At 44.7% G+C, this 23,668-nt stretch carries 21 protein-coding genes; 12 read left to right on the top strand and 9 right to left on the bottom strand.

Going from position 1 to position 23,668, the window contains the following annotated elements; all coding sequences use genetic code 11:
• The first annotated feature begins 14 nt into the window (after nucleotides 1-14).
• From GYK50_RS02240 to GYK50_RS02230, 3 genes are all read left to right on the top strand, one after another.
• Nucleotides 15-701 (top strand): methionine ABC transporter permease, encoded by a 687-nt coding sequence (locus GYK50_RS02240; protein ID WP_071002982.1) that lies wholly within the window; start codon nucleotides 15-17, stop codon nucleotides 699-701.
• Between the two features lie 169 nt (nucleotides 702-870).
• A complete protein-coding gene (locus GYK50_RS02235; protein ID WP_071002981.1) occupies nucleotides 871-1,851 on the top strand; it encodes a MetQ/NlpA family ABC transporter substrate-binding protein in 981 nt (326 codons plus the stop codon).
• 464 nt (nucleotides 1,852-2,315) lie between these two features.
• On the top strand, nucleotides 2,316-3,164 hold the full coding sequence (locus tag GYK50_RS02230; protein WP_186473639.1) for an aldo/keto reductase: 849 nt from the start codon (nucleotides 2,316-2,318) through the stop codon (nucleotides 3,162-3,164).
• Between the two features lie 81 nt (nucleotides 3,165-3,245).
• Here GYK50_RS02230 and ccmE read toward each other — a convergent pair whose 3' ends face one another.
• The 5 genes from ccmE to ccmA all read right to left on the bottom strand — a co-directional run bounded on the left by ccmE (nucleotide 3,246) and on the right by ccmA (nucleotide 6,679).
• The gene (gene ccmE / locus GYK50_RS02225; protein ID WP_186473638.1) at nucleotides 3,246-3,746 is read right to left on the bottom strand and encodes a cytochrome c maturation protein CcmE; all 501 of its coding nucleotides are present in this window, start codon (nucleotides 3,744-3,746) and stop codon (nucleotides 3,246-3,248) included.
• A gap of 254 nt (nucleotides 3,747-4,000) precedes the next feature.
• Nucleotides 4,001-4,222 (bottom strand): heme exporter protein CcmD, encoded by a 222-nt coding sequence (ccmD, locus tag GYK50_RS02220; protein WP_186473637.1) that lies wholly within the window; start codon nucleotides 4,220-4,222, stop codon nucleotides 4,001-4,003.
• A 16-nt stretch (nucleotides 4,223-4,238) separates the two neighbouring features.
• Entirely contained in the window at nucleotides 4,239-5,027 is a 789-nt protein-coding gene (locus tag GYK50_RS02215) for a heme ABC transporter permease (protein ID WP_058025463.1), read from the bottom strand.
• 230 nt (nucleotides 5,028-5,257) lie between these two features.
• Nucleotides 5,258-5,914, bottom strand: a complete 657-nt coding sequence (locus tag GYK50_RS02210; RefSeq protein WP_186475475.1) for a heme exporter protein CcmB — start codon at nucleotides 5,912-5,914, stop codon at nucleotides 5,258-5,260.
• Nucleotides 5,915-6,049: 135 nt separating this feature from the next.
• Entirely contained in the window at nucleotides 6,050-6,679 is a 630-nt protein-coding gene (gene ccmA / locus GYK50_RS02205) for a heme ABC exporter ATP-binding protein CcmA (RefSeq protein ID WP_186473636.1), read from the bottom strand.
• Nucleotides 6,680-6,841: 162 nt separating this feature from the next.
• Here ccmA and GYK50_RS02200 point away from each other — a divergent pair, with 162 nt between their 5' ends.
• The 4 genes from GYK50_RS02200 (at nucleotide 6,842) to GYK50_RS02185 (ending at nucleotide 10,039) form a co-directional block, all read left to right on the top strand.
• Nucleotides 6,842-7,951: a hypothetical protein gene (locus tag GYK50_RS02200; protein ID WP_227517142.1), complete on the top strand. Its 1,110-nt coding sequence runs from the start codon at nucleotides 6,842-6,844 to the stop codon at nucleotides 7,949-7,951.
• A 30-nt stretch (nucleotides 7,952-7,981) separates the two neighbouring features.
• On the top strand, nucleotides 7,982-8,749 hold the full coding sequence (locus GYK50_RS02195) for a type III secretion system chaperone family protein (RefSeq protein ID WP_071002976.1): 768 nt from the start codon (nucleotides 7,982-7,984) through the stop codon (nucleotides 8,747-8,749).
• Nucleotides 8,750-8,858: 109 nt separating this feature from the next.
• Nucleotides 8,859-9,776, top strand: a complete 918-nt coding sequence (locus GYK50_RS02190) for a histone deacetylase family protein (protein ID WP_071002975.1) — start codon at nucleotides 8,859-8,861, stop codon at nucleotides 9,774-9,776.
• 56 nt (nucleotides 9,777-9,832) lie between these two features.
• Complete coding sequence (locus GYK50_RS02185; protein WP_071002974.1) at nucleotides 9,833-10,039, top strand: DUF2905 domain-containing protein; 207 nt, start codon at nucleotides 9,833-9,835, stop codon at nucleotides 10,037-10,039.
• 155 nt (nucleotides 10,040-10,194) lie between these two features.
• Here the strand turns inward: GYK50_RS02185 and GYK50_RS02180 are convergent, their stop codons facing one another.
• Both GYK50_RS02180 and coaBC read right to left on the bottom strand, forming a co-directional pair.
• Nucleotides 10,195-10,977 carry a sulfite exporter TauE/SafE family protein gene (locus GYK50_RS02180; RefSeq protein WP_212564176.1) on the bottom strand — a complete coding sequence of 261 codons (783 nt, stop codon included), beginning with the start codon at nucleotides 10,975-10,977 and terminating at the stop codon, nucleotides 10,195-10,197.
• A 42-nt stretch (nucleotides 10,978-11,019) separates the two neighbouring features.
• Entirely contained in the window at nucleotides 11,020-12,402 is a 1,383-nt protein-coding gene (gene coaBC, locus GYK50_RS02175; RefSeq protein WP_212564175.1) for a bifunctional phosphopantothenoylcysteine decarboxylase/phosphopantothenate--cysteine ligase CoaBC, read from the bottom strand.
• A 128-nt stretch (nucleotides 12,403-12,530) separates the two neighbouring features.
• Between coaBC and radC the strand changes: the two genes are divergently transcribed.
• The 3 genes from radC to GYK50_RS02160 all read left to right on the top strand — a co-directional run bounded on the left by radC (nucleotide 12,531) and on the right by GYK50_RS02160 (nucleotide 18,349).
• The gene (gene radC / locus GYK50_RS02170; protein WP_212564174.1) at nucleotides 12,531-13,220 is read left to right on the top strand and encodes a RadC family protein; all 690 of its coding nucleotides are present in this window, start codon (nucleotides 12,531-12,533) and stop codon (nucleotides 13,218-13,220) included.
• 354 nt (nucleotides 13,221-13,574) lie between these two features.
• On the top strand, nucleotides 13,575-16,481 hold the full coding sequence (locus GYK50_RS02165) for an acyl-CoA dehydrogenase (protein WP_212564173.1): 2,907 nt from the start codon (nucleotides 13,575-13,577) through the stop codon (nucleotides 16,479-16,481).
• Nucleotides 16,482-16,972: 491 nt separating this feature from the next.
• Entirely contained in the window at nucleotides 16,973-18,349 is a 1,377-nt protein-coding gene (locus GYK50_RS02160) for a dicarboxylate/amino acid:cation symporter (RefSeq protein ID WP_212564172.1), read from the top strand.
• 91 nt (nucleotides 18,350-18,440) lie between these two features.
• On the opposite strand, the gene GYK50_RS02155 is transcribed toward GYK50_RS02160, so the two are convergent.
• On the bottom strand, nucleotides 18,441-19,196 hold the full coding sequence (locus tag GYK50_RS02155; protein ID WP_093069277.1) for a TSUP family transporter: 756 nt from the start codon (nucleotides 19,194-19,196) through the stop codon (nucleotides 18,441-18,443).
• Between the two features lie 499 nt (nucleotides 19,197-19,695).
• On the opposite strand from GYK50_RS02155, the gene nhaA reads away from it, so the two are divergent.
• Both nhaA and GYK50_RS02145 read left to right on the top strand, forming a co-directional pair.
• The gene (nhaA, locus tag GYK50_RS02150; protein ID WP_071002969.1) at nucleotides 19,696-20,898 is read left to right on the top strand and encodes a Na+/H+ antiporter NhaA; all 1,203 of its coding nucleotides are present in this window, start codon (nucleotides 19,696-19,698) and stop codon (nucleotides 20,896-20,898) included.
• Between the two features lie 382 nt (nucleotides 20,899-21,280).
• Nucleotides 21,281-22,633, top strand: coding sequence for an oxygenase MpaB family protein (locus GYK50_RS02145; RefSeq protein ID WP_212564171.1), 1,353 nt, complete (start codon nucleotides 21,281-21,283; stop codon nucleotides 22,631-22,633).
• Nucleotides 22,634-22,643: 10 nt separating this feature from the next.
• Here GYK50_RS02145 and GYK50_RS02140 read toward each other — a convergent pair whose 3' ends face one another.
• On the bottom strand, nucleotides 22,644-23,378 hold the full coding sequence (locus GYK50_RS02140; protein WP_071002967.1) for an NUDIX hydrolase: 735 nt from the start codon (nucleotides 23,376-23,378) through the stop codon (nucleotides 22,644-22,646).
• Between the last annotated feature and the right edge of the window lie 290 nt (nucleotides 23,379-23,668).

Raw genomic sequence — 23,668 nt, 5'->3', positions numbered from 1 at the left:
CAGGAGAAATAAATATGTTAACTGGTACTGAATTATCCGCCTCTATAGACAAGCTGCTTGCCCTACGCAAAGAGATTATGAGTGCGTTTGTTGATACGTTTATCATGCTTGGTATTTCAACCACGGTCGCCATCCTTATCGGTGGGCTCTTTGGCGTATTCTTGTTTTTGTCTAGTGACCGACAATTTTTGCAAAACAAGACACTCTATGGCGTACTTGGCGCCATTACCAACTTTATGCGCGCCTTCCCTTTTGTGATTTTGATGATTGCGATGAGTCCGTTTACCAAAGCTATCGTCGGTACTGGTATCGGTCCTATCGCCGCCTCTCTCGTCCTTGCGATTGCGGGTTCGTTTTATTTTGCGCGTTTGGTTGAGCAAAATTTGCGTGAAGTACCGCGCGGTATTATTGAAGCAACTGAATCGATGGGCGCCAGACCTTTTACCATCATCAAAGTACTGCTCAATGAAGCGCGCTCAGGATTGGTACTCTCGGTCACTATTCTTTGTATCAGCTTACTCTCTTACTCAGCAGCGGCTGGTATGATCGGCGGTGGTGGTTTGGGTGATTTGGCCATTCGTTATGGCTATTATCGCTATCAGACCGAGGTGATGATTTTTATCGTGCTGGTGTTGTCAGTGATGGTGATATCGATTCAAGCGTCTGGCAACTGGCTCGCCAATCGTTTAGACAAACGTTAAACCGCTTTAGAGAATACTTGACATTACGAGCGACTAGGTTTATTTTTGGCAACACTCAACCCTTGTCTCAGCTCTCACAAAAAAGCAGCATTACTATTTATAATGTTGCTTTTTTAATGTTTCGACGATAAACGTTTCACTCAATTTTATTCATTATTAAGGACATATTATGAAATTAACAGATATCAGCCGTCAGTTAGCCACCGCATTTGCCGCGGTTGGCGTATCAGGTTTGGTCTTAGTCGGTTGCAGCAACTCATCAGCGCCAGAAGCGAACCAAGAGCCTGTTACCGAAGGTGCCACTGCAGAAACGACTGCGAGTACTAGCGACATCGATCCTGAACACACCAAAATTGTTATCGGTACGACTGAAGGTGATTTTGCTGATATGGTTCGTAACCAAGTAAAAGGCACACTTGAAGCTCAGGGTTATGAGGTTGAGTTAGTTGCATTTACTGATTATGTTCGTCCCAACCTTGCCTTGGCAGAAGGCGACTTGGACATCAACATCTTCCAGCACAAGCCATATCTTGATACCTTCAAAAAAGAGAACAACCTTGATCTCGTTGAAGTATTCCAAGTGCCAACTGCACCACTTGGTATCTACTCAGGCAAAAAGTCTAGCCTAGATGAAGCATTCAAAGGCATGAGTGTTTCTGCACCGAACGATCCAAGTAACTTTGCTCGTGCGTTGGTCATGATGGACGATCTTGGCTGGATTAAACTAAAAGACGGTATCGACCCATTGACTGCATCAAAAGCTGACATCGCTGACAACAGCAAATACGATATCGATATCGTTGAGCTAGAAGCGGCTCAATTACCACGCGCGCGTGATGAAGTTGACTTTGCAGTAATCAACGGTAACTATGCAACTGACTCTGGCATCAAGCTGACTGAAGCTTTATTCCAAGAGCCAAGCTTTGCTTATGTGAACTGGTCAGCGATCAAATCTGCTGATGCTGGTAAGAAATGGGTTGAAGATGTCACCAACGCCTATAACTCAGAGGCTTTCAAAAAGTACGCGCATGAAACGTTCCCTGGCTACAAGTACCCAAAAATCTGGGGTTCTGACACTAGTGCAAGCACTGATACCGCAGCTAAAACTGACAGTACTGAAACGGTAGAAACAGAAGCCGCGGCTCAGTAAGACACTAAAATCATCAGTGCCCAGCCATACGGGTACCTCGATGATTATCGGCGCTCATCACTTAACCGTGGTGGGCGTTTTTTTAATGTCTTCGTTTTGCTGATCTTACCTCTTTTTAAGCTTCCTATCATCCTAACAGGTTATCGAGTTCACGTTACAGCCTGTTTGTCCTTTGTAGGGATGCGTCACACGCTCTTCCACTTTGCTCTAGTTTTTCTTATAGTAGACAAATTTGATTATTAGATGAGCTAAACAACTGCTAAGTTTTTCTACTAATATCAACTGTATTAAATGTTTTTTTTAAAACCATTTTTAACTCAAGACATACTATAAATTATAAATAAAATATAGTTGATCCAATTTAAGAGTGGTACAAGGCAACCGAGTGCAGATGTATACGTCATACTTCAAGCGAGGTTAACGCTGTAACGCTTTTTTAGTGGATTGACTATAAGGATAAAAATATGAGGACTAAAAACTATACTATTCGTACCGCAGGACAAGCAAATATTCCCGTTTTAGGACTGGGTACTTGGCAATCAACTGGTCAAGACTGCGTAGACGTGGTTAAAAAAGCCCTAGAAATGGGCTACGAGCATATCGATACCGCCCAAGCTTATGGCAACGAAAAAGAAGTGGGTGAAGGTATCAAGCAATCGGGCGTGGCGCGCGATAAATTCTTTTTGACGACCAAAATTTTTCCAGATGACATGAAATTTGAGCCAGAAAAGCTCAAAGCTGCAGCTAAAAAGTCTCTAGAAAATTTGGGCGTGGACTATGTCGATCTATTGCTACTACATTGGCCAGATGATCGTGTACCATTATCTGAGACCATCCCTGCCTTGTGTGAGCTGCAAAAGCAAGGGTTGACCCGCCATATCGGTGTGTCTAATTTTAATATTGATCACATCATCGAAGCCAAAAAATATGCGGATGTACCAATCGTTGTGAACCAAGTAGAATTCCATCCGTTCATCAAGCAAGATACCTTGCAGGCATTTTTGAATAACCATCATATTTTGCTAGAAGCTTACTCACCATTGGCACGTGGCGATGTATTTGATAACGATATCATCAAAGAGATTGCAAATAAGCATAACGTCACGCCAGCGCAGATTTCATTGGCATGGATCTTATCAGACAAACACCGCGTTGCCATCCCGAAAACGTCTAACCCTGATCACCTGCAAGGCAATTTAGACGCCATCAAAGTAGAGTTGAGTGCAGATGAATTAGAAAAAATCGGCAAGCTAGCCAGTTCTGATGGTCGTAAGATTGAGCATCCTGATTATAGCCCTGAATGGGATGACTAATCATTGATTGAATAGTCTCAACTCAAAAAAAGGCCACCGATAATCGATGGCCTTTTTATATGTCATCAATACTTATCATCATTACTGTTGCAGGGTTTCAGTCTCATGAATTCTTTCGGCAGGATTGTATTGCTCAGAAGAAGGCACTGCCCCGCTACGATTGTTTTCTTTCATTGATTTAGCGACTTCTGGTGGCATATAGTTTTCGTCATGCTTTGCCAATACTTCACCAGCGACAAAGGTATCGCCTTGCATCTTGCCTGTAGCCACCACACCTGAGTTTTCGGCAAATAAGTCTGGCAAAATACCTTGATAAGTCACAGGTACGGTTGATTGAAAGTCAGTAATCGCAAACTCAACATTCAATGGATTGTCTGCTGCACGCTGCACACTACCAGCCACCACCATACCACCAGCACGAATACGCTTGTCTTGAGGCGCCTCACCTTGAGCGATAGCGGTCGCATCAAAATAATAGTCGGTTTGCTGCCCGATAGCATAAATAACCAATATGACTGCTACAGCTGCACCTGCCAGCGTAAACATCACCCACGTCAGTTTTTTCCGACGAACTGCATTCATACCTCTACCTCGTTGATGAGTCTCTGTTTTAAATACAATTAGCCCATAAAACAGAAAATATTAAAGAAACGACGATTAGAAAAACGCTTGCAAGAAATATTGTCAAAAAATCTTTCTAATCGTAATCTTCTAATGATCATATGATAGCATTTTTCGGACAAATCAATAAGCCCTATAGCTACTCGCGAGGTCATATTTTTGTCAATAAAAGCATATAGTTTCTTATGCTAAAACCCTGATATTAATATATTTTCTCAGTCAGACTGCTTGGTGATCGGTGTGGATTTTTTGGTCGTGCGCTGTGCCTGACGTACTTGTTGAATCGTCAGCTGCTTGATAAGCGCTTGTCTTTGTCTGCGACTATAAATAATAAAGGCCAGCATCACACCGATGGTAATCGCCCAACATGACCATACAAAGACCCCATGCTTACCCATGGCGACAAACTCAGATATGCTATAAAAGTAAGGCTGCATAGTAGGTTCCTAGCCGTTATTTGTGTTGAGCACGAATGTATTCTTTGACCCACGCTTTGCCTTGGTCACGATGTAAGATCAGCGTATTGGTACGATAAATCGCCATGGTCGCAACCAACAAATAACTACCGATAATCATGAGCAACAGTGGCATCCACATGTCAGCTGACATCTTCGGTGCTTCGGTCAGACTAAAAGTGGCCCCTTGATGTAAGGTATTCCACCATTCTACGGAGTACTTGATAATCGGTAGATTCACCGCACCAACAATAGATAAAATAGCAGCCGCTTTACCACGATTGGCCGTGTGCTCAAAAGCAGCAAACAGCGCCATCACCCCTGCATATAGAAACGCTAATATCAGCATTGAAGTAAGACGCGCATCCCATACCCAGTAGGTCCCCCATGTTGGCTTGGCCCAAATAGACCCTGTGAGCAAACTGATCACACAAAGCAAAAATCCCATCGGAGCCAATGCCTGCGCAACCAAACTGGCTGTCTTAATCTTCCACACCAAATAAATCACCCCCAAGACGGCAAGGGAGAAATAGATAGAGATAGCAAGACTGGCTGCGGGCACATGGATAAAAATAATACGGTAGCTATTGCCCTGCAAATAATCAGGCGGCGCAAAAGCAAGACCCCATACGCTACCAATGAGCAAACAGAGACTGGCTAATATCGCGAGCCACTTGACCCAAGGACTAAAAATCTGAAAGAACTGCTTGGTACCTACGGTGGTCAAGAAGCCCTGCCAAATGCGCTGCCATAGGCTAGGAGACGAGACGTTATTCAGGTTGGGCATGGGAATAAACCTATTACACAGCTTACTGGTCATGACCGATGTGGCCTACAAAAGCACACTATCAGCTCACCTGCTGGCGTTAAACACTGGATAGAATCTACAAAGAGCTGTTTACGTATTCAATTGACTATTATACCAAAATTGCCCGTTTTCAACACAATGATAATACATGGCGTTTAGATAACTGGATTTAGACGACTGGGTTTTTTAATATCTGGCAAATGTATTAATCAATTGAGCCATGACATTTTTAGGGTCAGCGCAATGACCCATGGCATCACTAGGACGGATATAATACTTCCTGCCAGCAATAGCGCCAAGATAGGTAAGCCATTCAGGCCAGTGGCAAATAAATCAACCGCGCCTGTAGCAAAAATTAATACTGGCAATTGCATCGGCAAAGCAATTAAAGGCACTAGCACCGCGCCATTCTTCAATGACAGCGTTAAGCTACTGGCGACTGCGGATAGCATCAAAAGCATCGGACTGCCTGTCACGATAGAGGCCATCAATATCCCCGCCTCAAACCAACTCAGCTGAAATAGCGGCACAGCAAGCAGACTAAGCAATGCCACAATACCACTGCTAAAAATCCAATGAATGACCAGTCTAATCAATACCCATAACGGTAGTGACGCGTTGGCGACGACCAATTGCGCAAGCGTACCGTTATCAAGTGCAGGCTTGAACAAGCCATCAACACCCATCACCAAGGACAGCAATGCAGCAATCCACACGGCTGATACGCCAAGACGCTGCAAAAGCGCAGGCTCACTACCGACCGCTAGTGGAAACAAGGTGATAATCACTAAAAACAGTACCAATGGATACAACCATTGTACCGCCCCTTGCTGCTTAACTTGCCATTCACGGCGCCACAACTGCATAAACCCAATACTGCGCGGCGTTGTGACAATAACATTTGATTTTTTATTCGCGGTTATGGTTGTGCTCACTTGCATTGGACTGTCTGTCATTATTCATCCTTTTACCGATACTGATGGTACTGATAGCAGTCACATTTAGACCATGTAATCTGACAAATCGAGCATTTGATTGGCAACACCAACGGCTTGATGGCTGGTCATCAGTATCGAGCCACCAGCATGAGCAAAGTCGCATAACCGTGCTTCCATACGTGCCACCATATCGACATCTAGCGCGGTAAACGGCTCATCAAGTAACCACAGCGGTGTGACAGCTGGCGTCAATAAATACAATCTTGCCAGCGTGATGCGCCGTGTCTGACCAGCGGATAGATGACTCGAGCTGATCGTTTCAAACCCTTGTAGCCCAACCCAAGTGAGTGCATCGTCAATATCAGTCGTGCTTGGCGTGATGCCATATAAATTCAATAAAAATGTCAGGTTTTGTGCCACGGTTAGATTCGGATGGATACCAAGCTGGTGCGAAACATATAACGGTTGAATAGGTAGACCTGATAGACCTTGATAAGAAATCTCACCTGTTAAAACCGGTAATAATCCTGCCAGCTGCATGAGTAACGTGGTCTTTCCGGTTCCATTTGCGCCAATCAGATGACAAATACTACCCGCTGACAAAGTTAGCGTCACCCCTTCACAGAGCGGTATCTCGCCGCGCTGAACCGTCATCTCATCAAGCGTTAGTACAGGCGTATCCAAAACCGTCATCAAAACCTCTGGTTATTTATCAAGCAGCAGTCAATATTCATCACAAACAAAGGTAATGTTCGTGGCATAATACCCTATGCTCACCACAAACACACAGTATAACAAATTGTCGATTACTCTTACTTCAAAAAGTACGAACTCAAAAAAATACGACCTCAAAATATGACTTCAAAACCTATGCAGACTTCACAAGATAGCCAAAATCAAATGCCAGATGCGGAGACTAATAGTGTCAATGTAGACACCAACTTGTCAAAAGCACCATTAACCAGCCGCTTGACGATAGACAGCTTGATTGACACGCAAGTTGATTTTATGCAGCAATGGTTGTTGCAGCAGGCTGAACCGCTTGCCCTCGAAGCATGGCACTGGTTTGGCGCGCAGCCCTTAAGCAACTACATCACCTGTGACCATTTACAGCATTTAATGAAAGACTGGCTGTTAAATCAGCCAATGACTGATGTAATGCGCAAAGATATTCGTGACATTTTGCATACCATTATCTATCATCCAGTCAATGACAACGTGCCTTTGTCTGAGCTGGTCGATGACACCCAAATTCAGACCCTTGCTAACTATATTGGTAGCCATGAGCAGCAGCGTAACGTCCTCATTCATACGCTGGTGGGTAACGAAACCTTTGCGGATCTATTGACCCAAACGCTCTATCACGCTATCAATGATTTTATGGAGACCACGCTTGATAAAGCGGGCGGTGTTGGTAAACTGATGAAGCTTGGGCGCAGCTCGTTTGAGAAAGCGACCAATAGAAACCTCGATGAAAAACTACAAACGTACTTGCATCGCAATATCAAAGACTTGACGCGCAGAGCTGAGGCCAATGCACAAGCGCATTTGTCAAATCAAGAAGTGGCGCGTCTGATGGTCATGGGCTGGGATCGTATCAAAGACCAACCAATCAGTGAGCTACAAACTTACTTAAGCGATGAACCTGATAATAGCAGCATCGATCATATTGAAGCCAGCATCCAGCAAAGCTACAACCGCCTGCGACTGTCACCCTATCTACACAGTTTGGTATCAGCGAGTATTGATACTTGGTATGCCAATCATCAATCCGACACGATAGCGACCATTGCGGCGAGTTTGCATATCAATGAAGAGGCTATGGCGCAATGTAGCAGCGCTCTATTACCTATCGTATACAACGCCATTGAAACGCCTTGGTTAACGGCTCATATTCGTGACATGCTAGAAGCATTCTATGCACAGCCTGCTATCAAAGAAGGCTTGGCGCTCAATCACGATTAATTTACACCCCTTACTTGTCAGCATACTATTATGAGTCAACCCAATAAACTCAGCTTATGGCAAAAAATCAAACAGTTACTGACTGCTTCTGCCCCGCAGCCAGTAACTGATGCTGCGAGAAAGAAAAACAGGATGGCTTCTGCTAATACCACTCAAGCAGCGGACAGCATCAGCCCTGTAGACGGTTCTCATTCGGGCAATGATCAATTATCAACGCCTGATGCCACGCTCAAAACCGATGAAAAAAACACAGCCCCACCACATCATAACGAGACGCCCATCGTTGATTGCTTAAAACAGTACTTCAATGACAAGCAATGGCACTATACGCACTATCGTCCCAAAACCGGCGACAGCCAGCAATCGCATCATTTATCCCTAAGAATGCGTCATAAAAAAATAGACTGTGGTTACCTGTTTCGTGTTCAGGAAAAAAATAAACTGTTAGCAATCTATGGCATTTTGCCATTTTTGATACCAGAGAGTCATCAGAGCGCTGCCCTACTACTCATCACTCAAATTAACTATGACATGCTTATTGGCAACCTAGAGATGGATGTCAATGATGGGGAAATACGCTACAAAAATGCGATCGATGTCGAAGCGGTTGGTATCGATACTGAGATCATTGAGCACTCACTACAAAGCGTCGTTGCGATGACCACGGTTGCAAGCGAGCTATTTGGCGACTTGATTAATAATCAGGACCCTGCTGAAGATATGCAGACATTACTGACAGAGCTGCGCCAGCAATCAGATGCACGCACATTCTTTTTACCGACGCAGTTTGTTCAGTAATGCGTCAGTTTATTCACTCATATAGTTTACGCAATGAGGCCGCACTTAGCGGTCGCTCATCTATCTATTTGCATATCCAAAAAACCATCAATATTAAGCTAGAATTCTTATGCTAAAAATTGCCTACTCTGACGTCTTTCGCTACTCTGTGCCCGAAAAGCACCGCTTCCCCATGCAAAAATACATCTTGATTCCGGAGCGCTTATTGAGTGAGGGCACGGTCAGTCAAGATAACTTCTTTGCCCCTGCCTGCTTAAGCGAAGAGGAGATTTTGACCACTCATACAGCAGAGTACTGGTATCAGCTCAAAACCCAAACGTTACCGCGAAAGGCGGCACGAGCAATTGGGTTTGAGATGACACCGCAGTTGGTGGAGCGCGGTCGCTATATCGCCCATGCAACTTATGAGTGCGCGCTATATGCTCAGCAATACGGTGTGGCGATGAATGTCGCGGGCGGCACCCATCATGCATTTGCCGATCATGGCGAGGGGTTTTGTGTGTTTAACGATGTCTGTATCGCCAGCAATTTATTATTAAATCGCGGACAAGCGAAGAAAATTTTGATTGTGGATTTGGATGTCCATCAAGGCAATGGCAATGCCAGCATCATGGCGGATGAGCCACGCGTTTTTGTCTTTAGCATGCATGGCGCTAAGAACTACCCGTTTCGCAAACAAGTCTCTGACCTAGACATTGAGCTCGATAATAATACAGACGATGCGACCTATCTTAGGTTATTAAAAGACACCCTACCATGCTTGATTACTGAAGTTGCACCAGATATGATTTTTTATCAGTCTGCAGTTGATGTACTGGCGACCGATAAACTGGGTAAACTTGGCTTAACGCAAGCAGGCTGCAAAGCTCGTGATGAATATGTGCTTGAGCAAGCAAAAGCCGCTAGCATTCCAGTTGCTATCGTCATGGGTGGGGGTTATTCTGAAAATATTGAAGATGTGGTCGAGGCGCACTGCAATACCTTTCGAGTGGCACAGCAGCTGTATTTTGGTGAAATAGCTGGTTAAGGTTCAGCGCATGTATGGTGGAGACAAAAGAGTAAAATAAGATTAGCGAGGCTTATATGGCAAAAATACTGATTGTAATTGGCATCGTGTTAGTGGTTGTCGGGGTCATTTGGCTGGTTTTTCCCAATGCCTTTTCGTGGTTCGGCAATCTGCCAGGCGATATCAAACACACCTCAGGCAATACACGGGTTTATTTTCCAGTGGTCACTATGGTAGTTATCAGTGTTATCGCGACCATCGTGTTAAATTTATTCAATCGTTAACCTGAAAAACACTCCCTATAGTCAACTTACTTTAAACCGAGTCAGTGCTACTGGGATGTTGTTTGTGCCGCATCGAACGATAGCAGCACGTAAGCAAGATTTATACCAGTAGCCTGTAATAGTTGATGGTTTGATTCTGTTTATTACTGACCATACTACAAAAACGCCATCACGCCTTGCCAGCCCACGCGTATTCCAAGCACGACTAGAATCAATAAAATAAGCTGACGAAAACGCGCTTGTGGCAAATAACGACGTAGACGAATTCCGACTAAAAGCGTAACAATAGATATCACACTGAGCAAGGCAATCAGCTGCCACTCATCGCTACTCAATGCCATGATAGGCTCACGCAACACGATAATTTGTGCCACTTTGCCTAAGAAATAACACATGTTGCCGACTTTGGCGATGGTGTTTTTATCATCACTGGCAGAGAGCAGATACATCATCAGTATGGTCGACATCGCATTGGTCGAGCCGCCAATGACGCCTGCACCAAAACCAACAGCAATCAACATGGGCTTCGTATCTGCTAAGCGGATTTGTTTGCCCAGCACGCTACTGGTGACATAAAAACCAATGACCGCCGCCAGCATCAATAGGATATAGGCACTGTTTATCCACAGCAGCAACTGAGCACCCAAGATGCTGCCAAGCAAGCTTGTGAGCGCCAGCAGCCAATAGCGTCTGCCATAGTAGATAAAGTTTTGCCAAACACTGCGCTCACCACCTGCTAGCCAAGTCATGATATTAACCACTAGCGAGGGGAAAATCACCAATACAATGGCATATGGCAATGGGTACATGCTAGCAAGCGCGGTAGTCGTGACGAGCGTCGCACCAAGTCCGCTAATACCGTGTAGCAGCGATGCCAGCGCAAAAATGAGCGTCAGCACTAGCATCTGAGTGCTATCGTCACCAGCTATATTAGTCATATTGTTTATACCATTTGAGGCTCAGCGCCTATATTTATACCACTAGCTGTTTTGACATTGAGCGATTGTTTCACCAATAATACTGGCTAACTGCTCAGCGATCTTGTCTTTGCTGGCTTTGTCTAACGTTATCGCATCACGCTCATAGCGCTCAGAGAAAAATACCTGCATGGCATTATCGTCACTAGCAAAACCAATATCTGCCCGTGAGACATCGTTACAGGCAATCATATCTAGCGCTTTTGCAGCTAGCTTACCACGCGCATAACGCTCGACATCCTGTGTTTCTGCGGCAAAACCAACGACAAACAGTTCTGGATGAGCAAGAGAAATCGTCGCTAAAATATCAGGGTTTTTAACCAAGCTGAGATTCATAGCATCTTGTGTCTTTTTAATTTTTTGCGGTGCGGCTTCTTCAGTACGATAATCTGCTACTGCGGCGGTCGCGATAAAGATATCTGCCTTTACGAATTGGTGTTCAGTATAAGCCTGCGGTAGTTCATGCTCATCACCGCAACCACAATCGCCATGATGGTCATGGGTGTGAGAATGATTATGTTCATGTGCGTGCTCATGAGAATGGTCATACTCATCTTCAAGATCCAATTGAAGCTCGCTATGCGTACCATCCACACATTGCTGGGCAGCGATCAGCATATCTTTGGCAGACAGCACATCAATTCGTGTGACATTAAGCGGCGTGGGCAATGCCACTTTACCACCAGCGATTAGGATCACCTCTGCGCCAGCCGCCACGCAAGCGCGCGCTAAAGCAAAGCCCATTTTTCCTGAAGAATGATTGGACAAATAGCGCACAGGATCGATTGCTTCTACTGTAGGTCCTGCGGTAATGACCACTCTTTTGCCTGCTAATAATTGCGGCGTCGTGTTCATTGCTTTGAACAAGAGCACCTCATCTAATAATTGCTCAGGCTCAGGCAGCCGCCCTGCGCCCACGTCACCACACGCTTGCTCACCGCTAGCTGGCTGGATAATCTGATAGTTCATATCACGCAGGGTTTGTACATTCAGATTTACCGCAGGATGCGCCCACATCTGCTGATTCATCGCAGGAGCGATAATAACTGGTGCGGTTGTGGCAAGGCACACTGTGGTCAACAAATCATCAGCCATTCCCATAGCCAGACGTGCGAGCGTATTGGCGGACGCAGGGGCAATGACAATTAAGTCCGCCCATTTAGCCAGCTCAATGTGCCCCATCCCCGCTTCTGCCTGCTCATCGAGTAATGAGACATGCACCTCGTTACCCGTCAATGCTTGCAGAGTCAGCGGTGTGATAAATGCTTGTGCGCCTGTCGTCATAATGACGCGCACATCAAAGCCTGCTTTAATCAACAAGCGGGCAAATATAGCAGATTTATAAGCGGCGATACCGCCAGTAATAGCAAGCACAATATTGGACATAAGCGTGGCTTCAATCAAAAAGTGAAAAGATAAAATTGCGCTTATAGTAACAACTATGAGATAAATTGGGTAAAATTTTCCGTATTTACCTCAGATAACAATTAGCAATTTATTCTTAAGGAGTGGCAATGGCGATTAAAGACTGGCATGAGGATGACAGACCACGCGAAAAATTATTGAAATTCGGTGCCGCTCACTTATCTGATGCGGAGATACTGGCCATATTTTTACGTACGGGTACGCAGTCACAGTCAGCGATTGAGCTCGCGCGTCATTTGATCGATCAGTTTGGCAGCCTAGCTGAGCTGCTTGCCGCACCGCAAAAAACCGTTCTTGCTTGTCATGGGATCGGTCCCGCCAAGTACGCTCAGATATTGGCATCGCTTGAGATGGGCACACGTTATCTGGATAGTAAGCTAAAAACGGGGCAAGCACTTGGGCGCTCGCAAGTGGTCAAAGATTATATTAGCACCCAGTTACGCGGTGAGCATCGTGAAGTATTTGCTGTCCTCTGTCTGGACAATGCGTTGAACCTGTTAAACTTTGAAATACTGTTCACAGGCGGCATCTCATCGTGTTCCGTCTGTATCAAGCATGTACTCCGGCACGCACTAAGCCATGCGGCTAGCCAGCTCATTATTGCGCATAACCATCCTCATACCGATGCCAAGCCCTCAGCTGCTGACAATCTACTGACCTATGAGCTAAAAAAAGCCTGTGACTTATTAGATCTCTCACTGGTTGATCACATTATCGTTGGACGTAACGATACCTTATCTTATGCCGAAAGCAATCTGATACCTTTTGGCACCGACTAACACGAGCGGCTGGGCGACTTATCAATTTTGATAGTTGCTCACCCCTTAAGGATCGCAGCGTTTTAACGATAATCTTTGATACATATTATCGACACAGCGTAGCACTTTGGCTATTGATAGTCATCAACATCTGTTTCATATTAGTAGCTTGTTCTATGGCAGCTGACGCAGTGCGCTTTTGTTTTAGCCGTATACAGTACAAGAGTCTGCTAGCAGCACCAAGGTTATTTATGCTGCCAACTATTATATGGATAGAACTGTTTGTTATAAACCACAACAATAATCATAACGGTTCATATCTTTTTATTTTCTTATATTTCACACTTTTTATTTAGTATCCCACAGGAGATAGTCATGGCAATTGGCTTGTTTATTTTGGCAGTCATCATTCAATTAGCTGTGGTCTTGGCCATCTTTTTGCTGTCCTTATCACGAGTCACGGGCAGTATTGTTGCCTTGATCACCGTCATTGTTACTGCCATTATCAGTCCATGGTCGCTCCTCTTAGGGGTGCCCATCGCGCTGCTTTGCTTGGTTTTACTCATCACTCCACTGCGCCAATCACTCATTACCAAACCTGTCTATAAGGCTTTGGGTGGTGCAATGCCTAGTATGAGTGATACGGAGCGTGAAGCACTGGATGCTGGTACCAGTTGGTGGGAAAAAGAGCTGTTTATGGGAGCGCCAAATTGGGAGGCTTTTGCCAATTACCCTTATCCAAAGCTCTCAGAGGAAGAGCAAAGCTTCATTGATAACGAAGTAGAAACGCTATGCGCTATGCTCGATGAATGGCAAATCCAGCACAAAGATAAAGAGCTTTCACCTGAAGCGTGGCAATTTATCAAAAGTAATGGCTTTTTGGGGTTAATTATTCCAAAAGAGTTTGGTGGTCTAGAATTTAGCTCTTATGCGCAAAGCCGCGTGATGAGTAAAATCGCGTCGCGCTCACCGACTGCGGCAGTGACCTGTATGGTACCCAATTCGCTCGGTCCTGGTGAGCTACTAATGCACTATGGCACGGACGAGCAAAAACAGCGCTGGCTACCGGGTCTCGCCAAAGGTGATGAAGTACCTTGCTTTGGTTTAACGGGTCCTGAAGCGGGCTCTGATGCAGGTGCGATCCCTGATACAGGCGTCGTCTGTTATGGCACGCATGAGGGCGAGCAGGTACTTGGTCTGCGTATGAACTTCTCCAAACGCTGGATTACATTAGCACCTATCGCTACTGTCGTGGGTTTGGCTTTTAAGATGCATGATCCTGAAGGGCTGCTTGGAGATCCCAACAAAACCGATTATGGTATCACCTGTGCACTGATCCCTGCCAATCATGAAGGGGTGGTCACGGGCCCACGTCACAACCCAATCGGCTCGCCATTTATGAATGGTACGGTCGATGGCAAAGATGTCTTTATCCCCTTAGATTACATCATCGGTGGTGTCGAAAACGCTGGTCGCGGTTGGCGTATGCTGATGGAGTGCTTGGGCGTGGGTCGTGGTATCTCCTTGCCTGCCCTATCAACATCAGCCAGTGAAATGACCTATCTGTCTGTCGGTGCATTTGCAAAAGTTCGCGAACAGTTCAAAATATCAGTCGGTAAATTTGAAGGTGTACAGGACGCCACCAGTCGCATGGCAAGTAATACTTATATGTTAGAAGCGTTCCGTCATTTGGTAACTTGCGGGTTAAACCAAGACGGTACGCCATCAGTCATGACTGCAATGGCAAAATACTATGCCACTGAAACCATGCGCGGTGTGGTCAATGATGGTATGGACGTGGTCGGCGGTCGTGCCGTACAGATGGGCCCACGTAACTTCTTAGCGATACCTTATCAAGCAATTCCTGTATCTATCACTGTTGAGGGTGCCAATATTTTGACCCGCTCGCTGATGATTTTTGGTCAAGGCGCGATGCGTTGTCATCCTTATCTATTCGATGAACTGCAACTGCTACAGAGTGAGGATAAAAAAGCAGCGACTGAAAAATTCGACACGCTTTTCTTCAAACATTTAGGCTATACCTTCAACCGCGGTGCAAAGGCGTTTATCGCAGGTTACGTCGGTGGTAGTGATAATGCGCCACGTTTTGCTGATGCCTTTACTCGTCCTTATTACAAGCATATCAACCGCCTTAGTGCTGGCTTTGCATTGACTGCAGATATGGCGTTAGCACTGTTAGCAGGGGATCTCAAACGTAAAGAAATGCTGTCTGGTCGCTTAGCGGATATTCATAGCCACTTATTTATCGCGACGGCTATTTTGCAATTTTATGAGCATGGTAGTAAATCCGAAGCTGAGCGTTTACATGCCAAAGTTGCACTCCAAAATAGCTTATACACGATTCAAGAAGCTTTTGTGTCTTTCTTTGCCAACTTCCCTAATCGTATGGCCGCCAATGTGGTGAGCTTTGTGACTTTCCCAAGTGGCCGTATCTTTACGCCAGCAAGCGATGAGCTAAAACGTCAGCTGGGTGATACCTTTATGGATGATTTTTCTGCCAACCCATTCCGCGATTATCTCAAAACCATGGTTTATTACAATACCGACCCAGATGATTTGACAGGCCGTATGGAGCATGCTTATCAGACCTTGGTTGAGATCGAACCACTGTGGCAGAAGTTTAAAAAGGCAGAACATCAGGACAGCTTTGAAGGCCTAACCTTCGAAGACCATGTGGTACATGCGAGCCAAAACGGCGGTATTACTGAAGAAGAGGCAGAAGTGCTGATTCAATACAATGCCATGCGCTTTGATTCATTATTAACCGATGTATTTGATAAGCATCTATCAGAAGCTCAAGAGCGCGATAATCCACATACGCTCGAAAATGCAGTCAATCAACTAACAAATTATGCAGCGCTAAAAAAAGAAGTAAAAAACAAAAGTGGCGTAGCGACTGACAGTGAGATGCCAGTCACGCATGAGTTAAATGATACGACAAATACAGAACCACAGACTGGTGATGCCAATCCTAATCACGGCTATGAGAGCGATGGTGATGTAGAAATGGTCAGCGAGCAAGATACTGTGAAAGAAATCAAGTCACAGGCGAATTTTGAGAAATCAAATCCTGAAGCCGAAGCGCTTGATCATCGCTACCGTGATGCAGAGTCTCACCTCAATGAGCGTATGAGTAACAACCACAGTCGCCATATTGCTCCACCTGATGAGGTCGACGAAAGCGCAAGTGACAAACACCTCCAAACCTTAGATGATCAGACGCATCTGCCGCGCGAACGTGAAGAAGATGATAAGGTATAACTAAAAGGTCAATTCAAACGCGTAAACTCATGAGTATCGTGATTATTCATGACGATAAATATAAAACTTCAAAAGCCAGACTGTCCACACGCGACAGTTTGGTTTTTTTTGGAGTTGCCAAAATGTAAACGTATTTTATGACATCAAAGTGATAACACTGGTTTAATATCAATAGTTTGATATATCCATTTACCCTAAAAACTCTTTCATGAATATATTGTTTCATATCAGAAACAAACCGTTTACAATAAATAATCACTATTTTATGGGCACATAGTTGTGACAGGGATTGTTCTCTTGGAATAAAATGATAAAAAAATCTTGCAGTGCCCTTAACTATTCTTTTATATTGTCCTCGAAAATGTGACATCAAGCGACAATCACAAGAACTTAATAGTCATAACACGCATTATAGTTAGATTGGCAAACACGGTCACATAGATTTGGGTGACACTGACTATAGCGCTGTTATGCACACAAAGGATATGGATATGTGGAAAAATATGGGACTAACAGGCAAGATTATCGTTGCCATGGTGCTCGGTATCATACTGGGTCTATTTTTAAACTACTCAGGATTGAATGGCGAAGGCAGCTTCGTTAATACTTATATCACAAATGGTGCCTTTGCTATTATCGGCAAGCTATTTGTTAACTCGCTAAAAATGTTGGTCGTACCTTTAGTACTTATCTCACTGATTTGCGGTGTGTGTGGCATTGGTGATATCCGTCTGCTAGGACGTATTGGTACCAAAACATTTATGATCTATATGATGACAACCGCGCTTGCTATTGCAACGGCGATTGGATTGGGTGTGCTATTTGGTATCGGTAAAGGCATGAATATCGAATCCGAAGCCACGTTTGAAGCTGCATCAGCGCCGCCACTGCTTGATGTATTCTCAAACATTATCCCCTCAAATCCCATCAGTGCGATGGCAAATGGCGACATGCTATCGATTATTTTCTTTGCCATTCTAATCGGTATCAGTATTTTGATGGTGGGTAAACCTGCCAAAGGCTTGGTTCAAAGTCTAGAGCTTATCAATGAAGTCATCTTGAAGATGGTGACCATCATTATGAACCTAGCCCCTTATGGTGTATTTGCACTGTTAGCCAAGGCGATGTCTGAGCTAGGCTTTGAGTTAATTTTGTCACTGCTAAGCTATATGGCAGTATTGGTTGGGTCTTTGGTCTTCCATTTCTTCGTTACTATGATGATTGTACTAAAAGTCTCTTCAGGTCTATCTATCAAGACCTTTTTGGCAAAAATGCGCGAAGTACAAATCTTTGCGTTTAGTACGTCAAGCTCAAACGCAACTATTCCGATTACCTTGCGTACCGTTACTAAGCGTATGGGTGTGAATAACTCAGTTGCTTCGTTTACCGTTCCTTTTGGTGCCACCATCAACATGGATGGTACAGCCATCATGCAAGGGACAGCGACCATCTTTATTGCCAATATTTATGGGATTGATTTGGGCGTGACAGAATATCTAACCGTTATCTTGATGTCAGTACTGGCCTCTATCGGTACGGCTGGTGTCCCTGGTGTCGGCTTGATCATGCTATCGATGGTATTTGCGCAAGTTGGCTTGCCAATCGAAGGTATTGGCTTGATCTTGGGTGTGGACCGTATCCTTGATATGTTACGTACGGCTGTCAACGTGGGCGGTGATGCTGCCGTGACAACTATCGTAGCAAAATCAGAAGGTAAAATGGATCTGGCGCTATACAACGATCCTAACGCTGGTGCTAAAGACGTGTTCGATGGTCACATCGATGAAGAAAACGAGCGTGAATTCTCTAAAGTCATGAATGATGGCATCATGGGTAGTGAGTACGATGACGTTGATCGTCGCCACTAATCATCTCTGCTAGATAGACATTCATAAAACAAAAAACCTCAGTCACATTGGCTGAGGTTTTTTGTTGGATAACGTATTTGGTTACTCTCATTTACCCAAAAACGTATTTGGTCAACATTGCCAAACACACCAGCACAATCATCGGACGAATCAGCTTACTACCGCCTTTGACGACCATATGTGAACCAAAATAGGCACCGATGGTTTGTCCAACCATCATTGCCAATCCCACTTTCCACAACACATTGCCACCCAAAATAAAAAATATCAGTGAGCCGATATTGGTCGATAGGTTCAACACTTTTGCGGTGCCTGTCGCTTCAATAATCTGACGACCACGTAGTGCCACATTACCCAGCGCAAAAAACATCCCTGTGCCGGGTCCAATATACCCATCATAAAAACCAATCAACGGGGCCACCCCTTTTTGCCACTTACCCTCTGATATGCGGGGAGCGGCCTCTACCTCACCAAGCCTAGGGGCAAATAAGGTATAAATACCGATAGCGGCAATCAAAAAAGGGATCAGTTTTTCAAGCAAATCAGGTGGTGACATCTGCACCGCAATGGTACCCAAGACAGAACCGATAAACGCGGCAATAATAGCCACTTTAATACGCTGCGGTTTGACGACGCCCTTTTTTATCATGGTAACAGACGCAGCCAATGCACCTGACGCCGCTTGTAGCTTATTGGTGCCAAGCGTGAGCACTGGAGGGATATTGGCCAGTAGCATGGCAGGTATGGTCAACAGACCGCCGCCGCCAGCAATCGCATCAATAAATCCTGCCAATGCTGCGACAGCCGCAAGCATCAAAATAATCTCTAGTGAGAAGGTTAAGTCCATAATACTGACCTACAAAATATGGTGATAAAAGAAAAGAAAGCCTCAGATACTAGGCTAAAAACTTACTAATGACACTACTATCGTTGGTAATAGCTATTGTTGATAGTAGTAGTGATGAGACGATAAATTCCCTGAAAACTTCTTAAGACATGAGATAACGTCATAATGCGTCGATCATTATAGATATAAAACCGCAAAAAAAGCCAAAAACGTCACAAAGTCTGCTAGATTTAGCCAATAGCGTTCCAAATCTCTCATATAACGGACAATTTGTTAAAAAGATTTAACGACTTACAACTATTTTGCTCATCGCAGCGCCTTTATAATGTCACTATCATTGAGACGATATAATGGGCTAATGGCGTTATTTCAGCGTATTTTATTGTCTATATTAATAAGAGTGTGAGAAACTGTTTTTGTCTGCTTGCTATATCGTCATGAATAATAGCGTGGATATTTGAGATTATTTAGTAAATTGTACTTAGGAGATGAGGATAATATGGCAATACGAAGGATTAAGGCATTTTTTGAATTTGAGGCAGCAGGCGGTATCGTCTTAGCACTGGCTGCCGTTGCTGCAATGATCATTGCCAACTCCCCTCTTAATGTTTGGTACGAAGGTTTTATTCACGCACCAGTTGCCATTCAAATTGGTGAGTTTGCCATTGCCAAAGATGCTCATCACTGGATCAATGATGGTCTCATGGCCGTTTTCTTTTTCTTGGTCGGGCTTGAGCTCAAGCGTGAAGTATTGATTGGTGAGTTGTCTAACGTCAAGCAGATTATCCTACCAGCTGGTGCAGCACTGGGCGGTATGATCATGCCTGCGATTGTTTATCTACTCTTTAACTACAATGAGCCTGAGTTTTGGAAAGGTTGGGCCATTCCTGCGGCAACAGATATTGCTTTTGCGCTTGGTATTTTGAGCCTTCTTGGCAACCGTGTACCCAACTCTCTAAAAGTCTTTTTGGTCTCTATTGCTATTTTTGATGATATCGGTGCGATTTTGATTATCGCTCTGTTTTATACCAGTGAGTTGTCACTAGAGTCGTTAGCTTTGGCTGGCCTATGTCTGCCATTCTTGTACCTTCTTAATCGTCGTAACGTTACTAGCATCACGCCTTATCTACTTATTGGTATTATCATGTGGATTGCAGTGCTCAAATCGGGTATCCATGCAACATTGGCCGGTGTGGTCTTAGCACTATTTATTCCTATGTTTGACCGCACTGATCCTGAGCACTCTCCGCTTGAAGAGCTAGAGCATGACCTACATAACACCGTCGCCTTTGGTATTTTGCCAATATTCGCTTTTGCCAACTCGGGTATCTCACTCGAAGGCGCAGGTCTTGCTGAATTATTCCATTCAGTACCACTAGGTATTGCCGCAGGTCTGTTTATCGGTAAGCAGTTGGGCGTCATGATTATGTGCTGGTTAATCTTTAAGCTTGGTATCTCAACCATGCCAAAAGGTATGAACTATAAGCAAATCTACGGCGCAGCGCTATTGTGCGGTGTTGGTTTTACCATGAGTTTATTCATCGGTAGCTTGGCGTTCGCTGGCGACACCACTATGTTTGATGAGCGCTTGGGTATCATCATGGGTTCTATCGTTTCTGGTATCGCAGGTTACATCATGCTCAAAGTGAGCTTGAAAGATAATGTCAGCGGCACATCAGTCGATTTGACTCGCTCTCATTAATAGCAAAACGAGCGACTTATGAGCCTATTAGCTTATAAGTCGCTTTTTATTATCTGCAAAAACTTTTAATCAAAAATGTGTATTCAGCCAAGGTTGATTATTGTTAATGAACCCGCTGTAGCATTAGCAATACAATAATTGTCATGTCGGCAGACGAGAATATCCAATACATCATGCATCCCCTATCGTTAGTGCGAAAGACGCGCGTGCAAGACTGCTGTTCTTATCTGATGAAATATATGACCTAAAATCTCGTATCAGTACGATACAAAGACAACGAGAGTCATTGAGTCCATCAATTAACGCTTATAAGTGATGGTTATGGATCGCTCTTACGATACGAATGTTGTTTTATAGCTGACTTATAAAGGTGTTTGATCATATGGATAAGAAAATCAGCAATACTGCAAATATTCCCACCAATAAGACGCAGCATCCATCAACAGCGTTGTATTTGCGTCATGGGCGTACGACTGCTATCGATGACCATAGTGATTTGCAAGTGTTAAAGCGGATTAAGCGATATCTACTGCCAAAAGACTTTGCTATCTCGCCTGCGCTACTAGAGGAGATAGTCGCCGGCTACGATATTGGCGATCCACTCGCAGATGATTTGGCCGCTAACAATATCCGCTTTGCAAAGCCCCTACAACAGATTATCAGCAGCGGCGATGGTCTAGACCTAAATAGCAATCTCGCAACCAACGCCTCATTTAATGCACTAACCGAGCAATTTAGCAGTCATCCTGATTGGTTCGAACCCAAACTCGCTCAAATCGGTGCGGTCGCCTATCGACGCTATCCACTGATGCTGATTTGGCTACTGCGTAATGTCGCGCTGATGGCAGGTTATAGCATCCCAGCCCTATCACTACCACTCATTCAGACGGGCGCGTTGATGCACGATGCGCTACCACGGCTCATGCGTACCTATGCCTATATCTTGGCGGTGTCTGAGCATCCACAATCAGATATGGGCATGCGCAATCACTCTCAACCTATCGATCAAGTATTGGCGATTGGCTCTGAGGGCTGGCGACAATCCATCAAAGTACGTCAGATTCATACATTGGTACGGCAAAACTTGCTCAAAGGTAAGGGCAATGCTGCTACAGGCCTGATACCAAACGCCGAGCAACATCACAATCCTGATGGTAGCTGGAATACCGATTATTGGGGCGTGCCGATTAACCAAACCGATATGATTGCCACCCATTTACAGTTCTCGTTGTTAATTATGCGTGGCCTACGCCTGCTCGGCGCCCGCATTAGCCCTGAGGAAGCGGAAGGTATTTTGCACTTATGGAATCTTGCCAGCTACTGGATGGGCGTTGATTTAGAGCGTCTGCCAAAAGATGAAGCGGCTAGCTGGGAATGGCTGTATACCTACTTATCAATACAGCAGCTAGACTTTAAGACGGGGCAGCCGCTGGCAAAAGCCTTGCATGATCTACCGCGTCAGTTGATGGGCGAAGACAATCGACGTGGACGCTTTGTGGAGATGGTCAATGCCAGTGTGACACGCACCTTAGTCGGTGATGACATTGGTGACGGCTTAGCTTTACCAAAATCAAAAATACGCTTTGGCGTATTGTCTTCAGTGCCGATTCTTTTTGCGCTTGATACTGCGCGGCAGCACAATGCAACGGTTGCCCAAAAATTAGAAGCATTTCGTGCCAAGCGCCAAGACAATATGAATTGGTGGCTTAAAAAGAACGATGATTATTATAAGTAGATGATATCTATCAGCGTTTGTTTTCTACGCGGTAATACCATTCTAGCTGACGATCAAACCCAGTTTCTAGCAAACTGGCAATGACGCGCCCTGTCAGTCCCCATACCGTCTCACCATCCACTTGCCAACTCGGCGTCAGTATGGTCGCGGTTTGTTCTTGCATTTTATATTCTACCGCATACTCCACCGTTGGCTGGTTGACTAACGACTCTAAATCCGCCCAAAAGATACGCGATATCTCTCCCACTTCAGGAACTAATACCAGACCTGGGGCGATGAGCGCGACAATGGGACGTACACTCATACCGCTTTTGGACGTTTGGATCGGTAGTTGTCCCAGTAATTGCACTTTATTAGGTGGCAGCGCCGTCTCTTCACAAGCTTCACGTAATGCGGTCACGACGTTGTTGCCATCACCTATCTCATGTTTGCCGCCTGCACAGGAGACCTCTCCTGCATGGCTGTTCATATGAGCGGCTCGGCGCGTCAATAAAAGCTTGGGTCGACGCTCATTGGTAATTGCCACCAATATTGAGGCATCGGCAATCGGTGTCTGATACAAGCTGTCCAAAATACGCGTACTTTGTGAGGTGTTGCCACTCTCGTACATCGCTGGACTCGTGAGCGCATTCAATGTCTCGTGTTGTACTCGCTCGGCCAGTTTTCTGAGTGTGGGATGACGAATAAAGCTTGGGACAGCGACGCTAAACTTATTAAAAAAATCAATATTTTCGGGTACGGTCATTATCAAATCCTATGAGTGGTCATTTTCATATTACTCATGAAAATACCGGTGCCAGCATAACAGTATAACCTGTCGCTAGTATGGCAGCCTTTTTTATTAATCAGATTATCGCTTTTGTAGATGTATCTCATATTTACGTTATTTTCGACAAAGTGCGATTTATTGATGCATCAGCTGACTGCTATACATACAGTAGAACCTCAATAAAATTGATACAGCATAGGAAACGCGCTCGATTAAACGCTACTTTTCTTGCTTGCTGTGACTGCGTCTCCAGAGGCTGCGAAAAA

The organism is Psychrobacter pacificensis, assembly GCF_018336615.1.
GTDB classification, from domain to species: Bacteria; Pseudomonadota; Gammaproteobacteria; order Pseudomonadales; family Moraxellaceae; genus Psychrobacter; species Psychrobacter pacificensis.
Note: the sequence above shows the minus strand (reverse complement) of the source record. Positions and strands in the feature narration are given on the sequence as shown.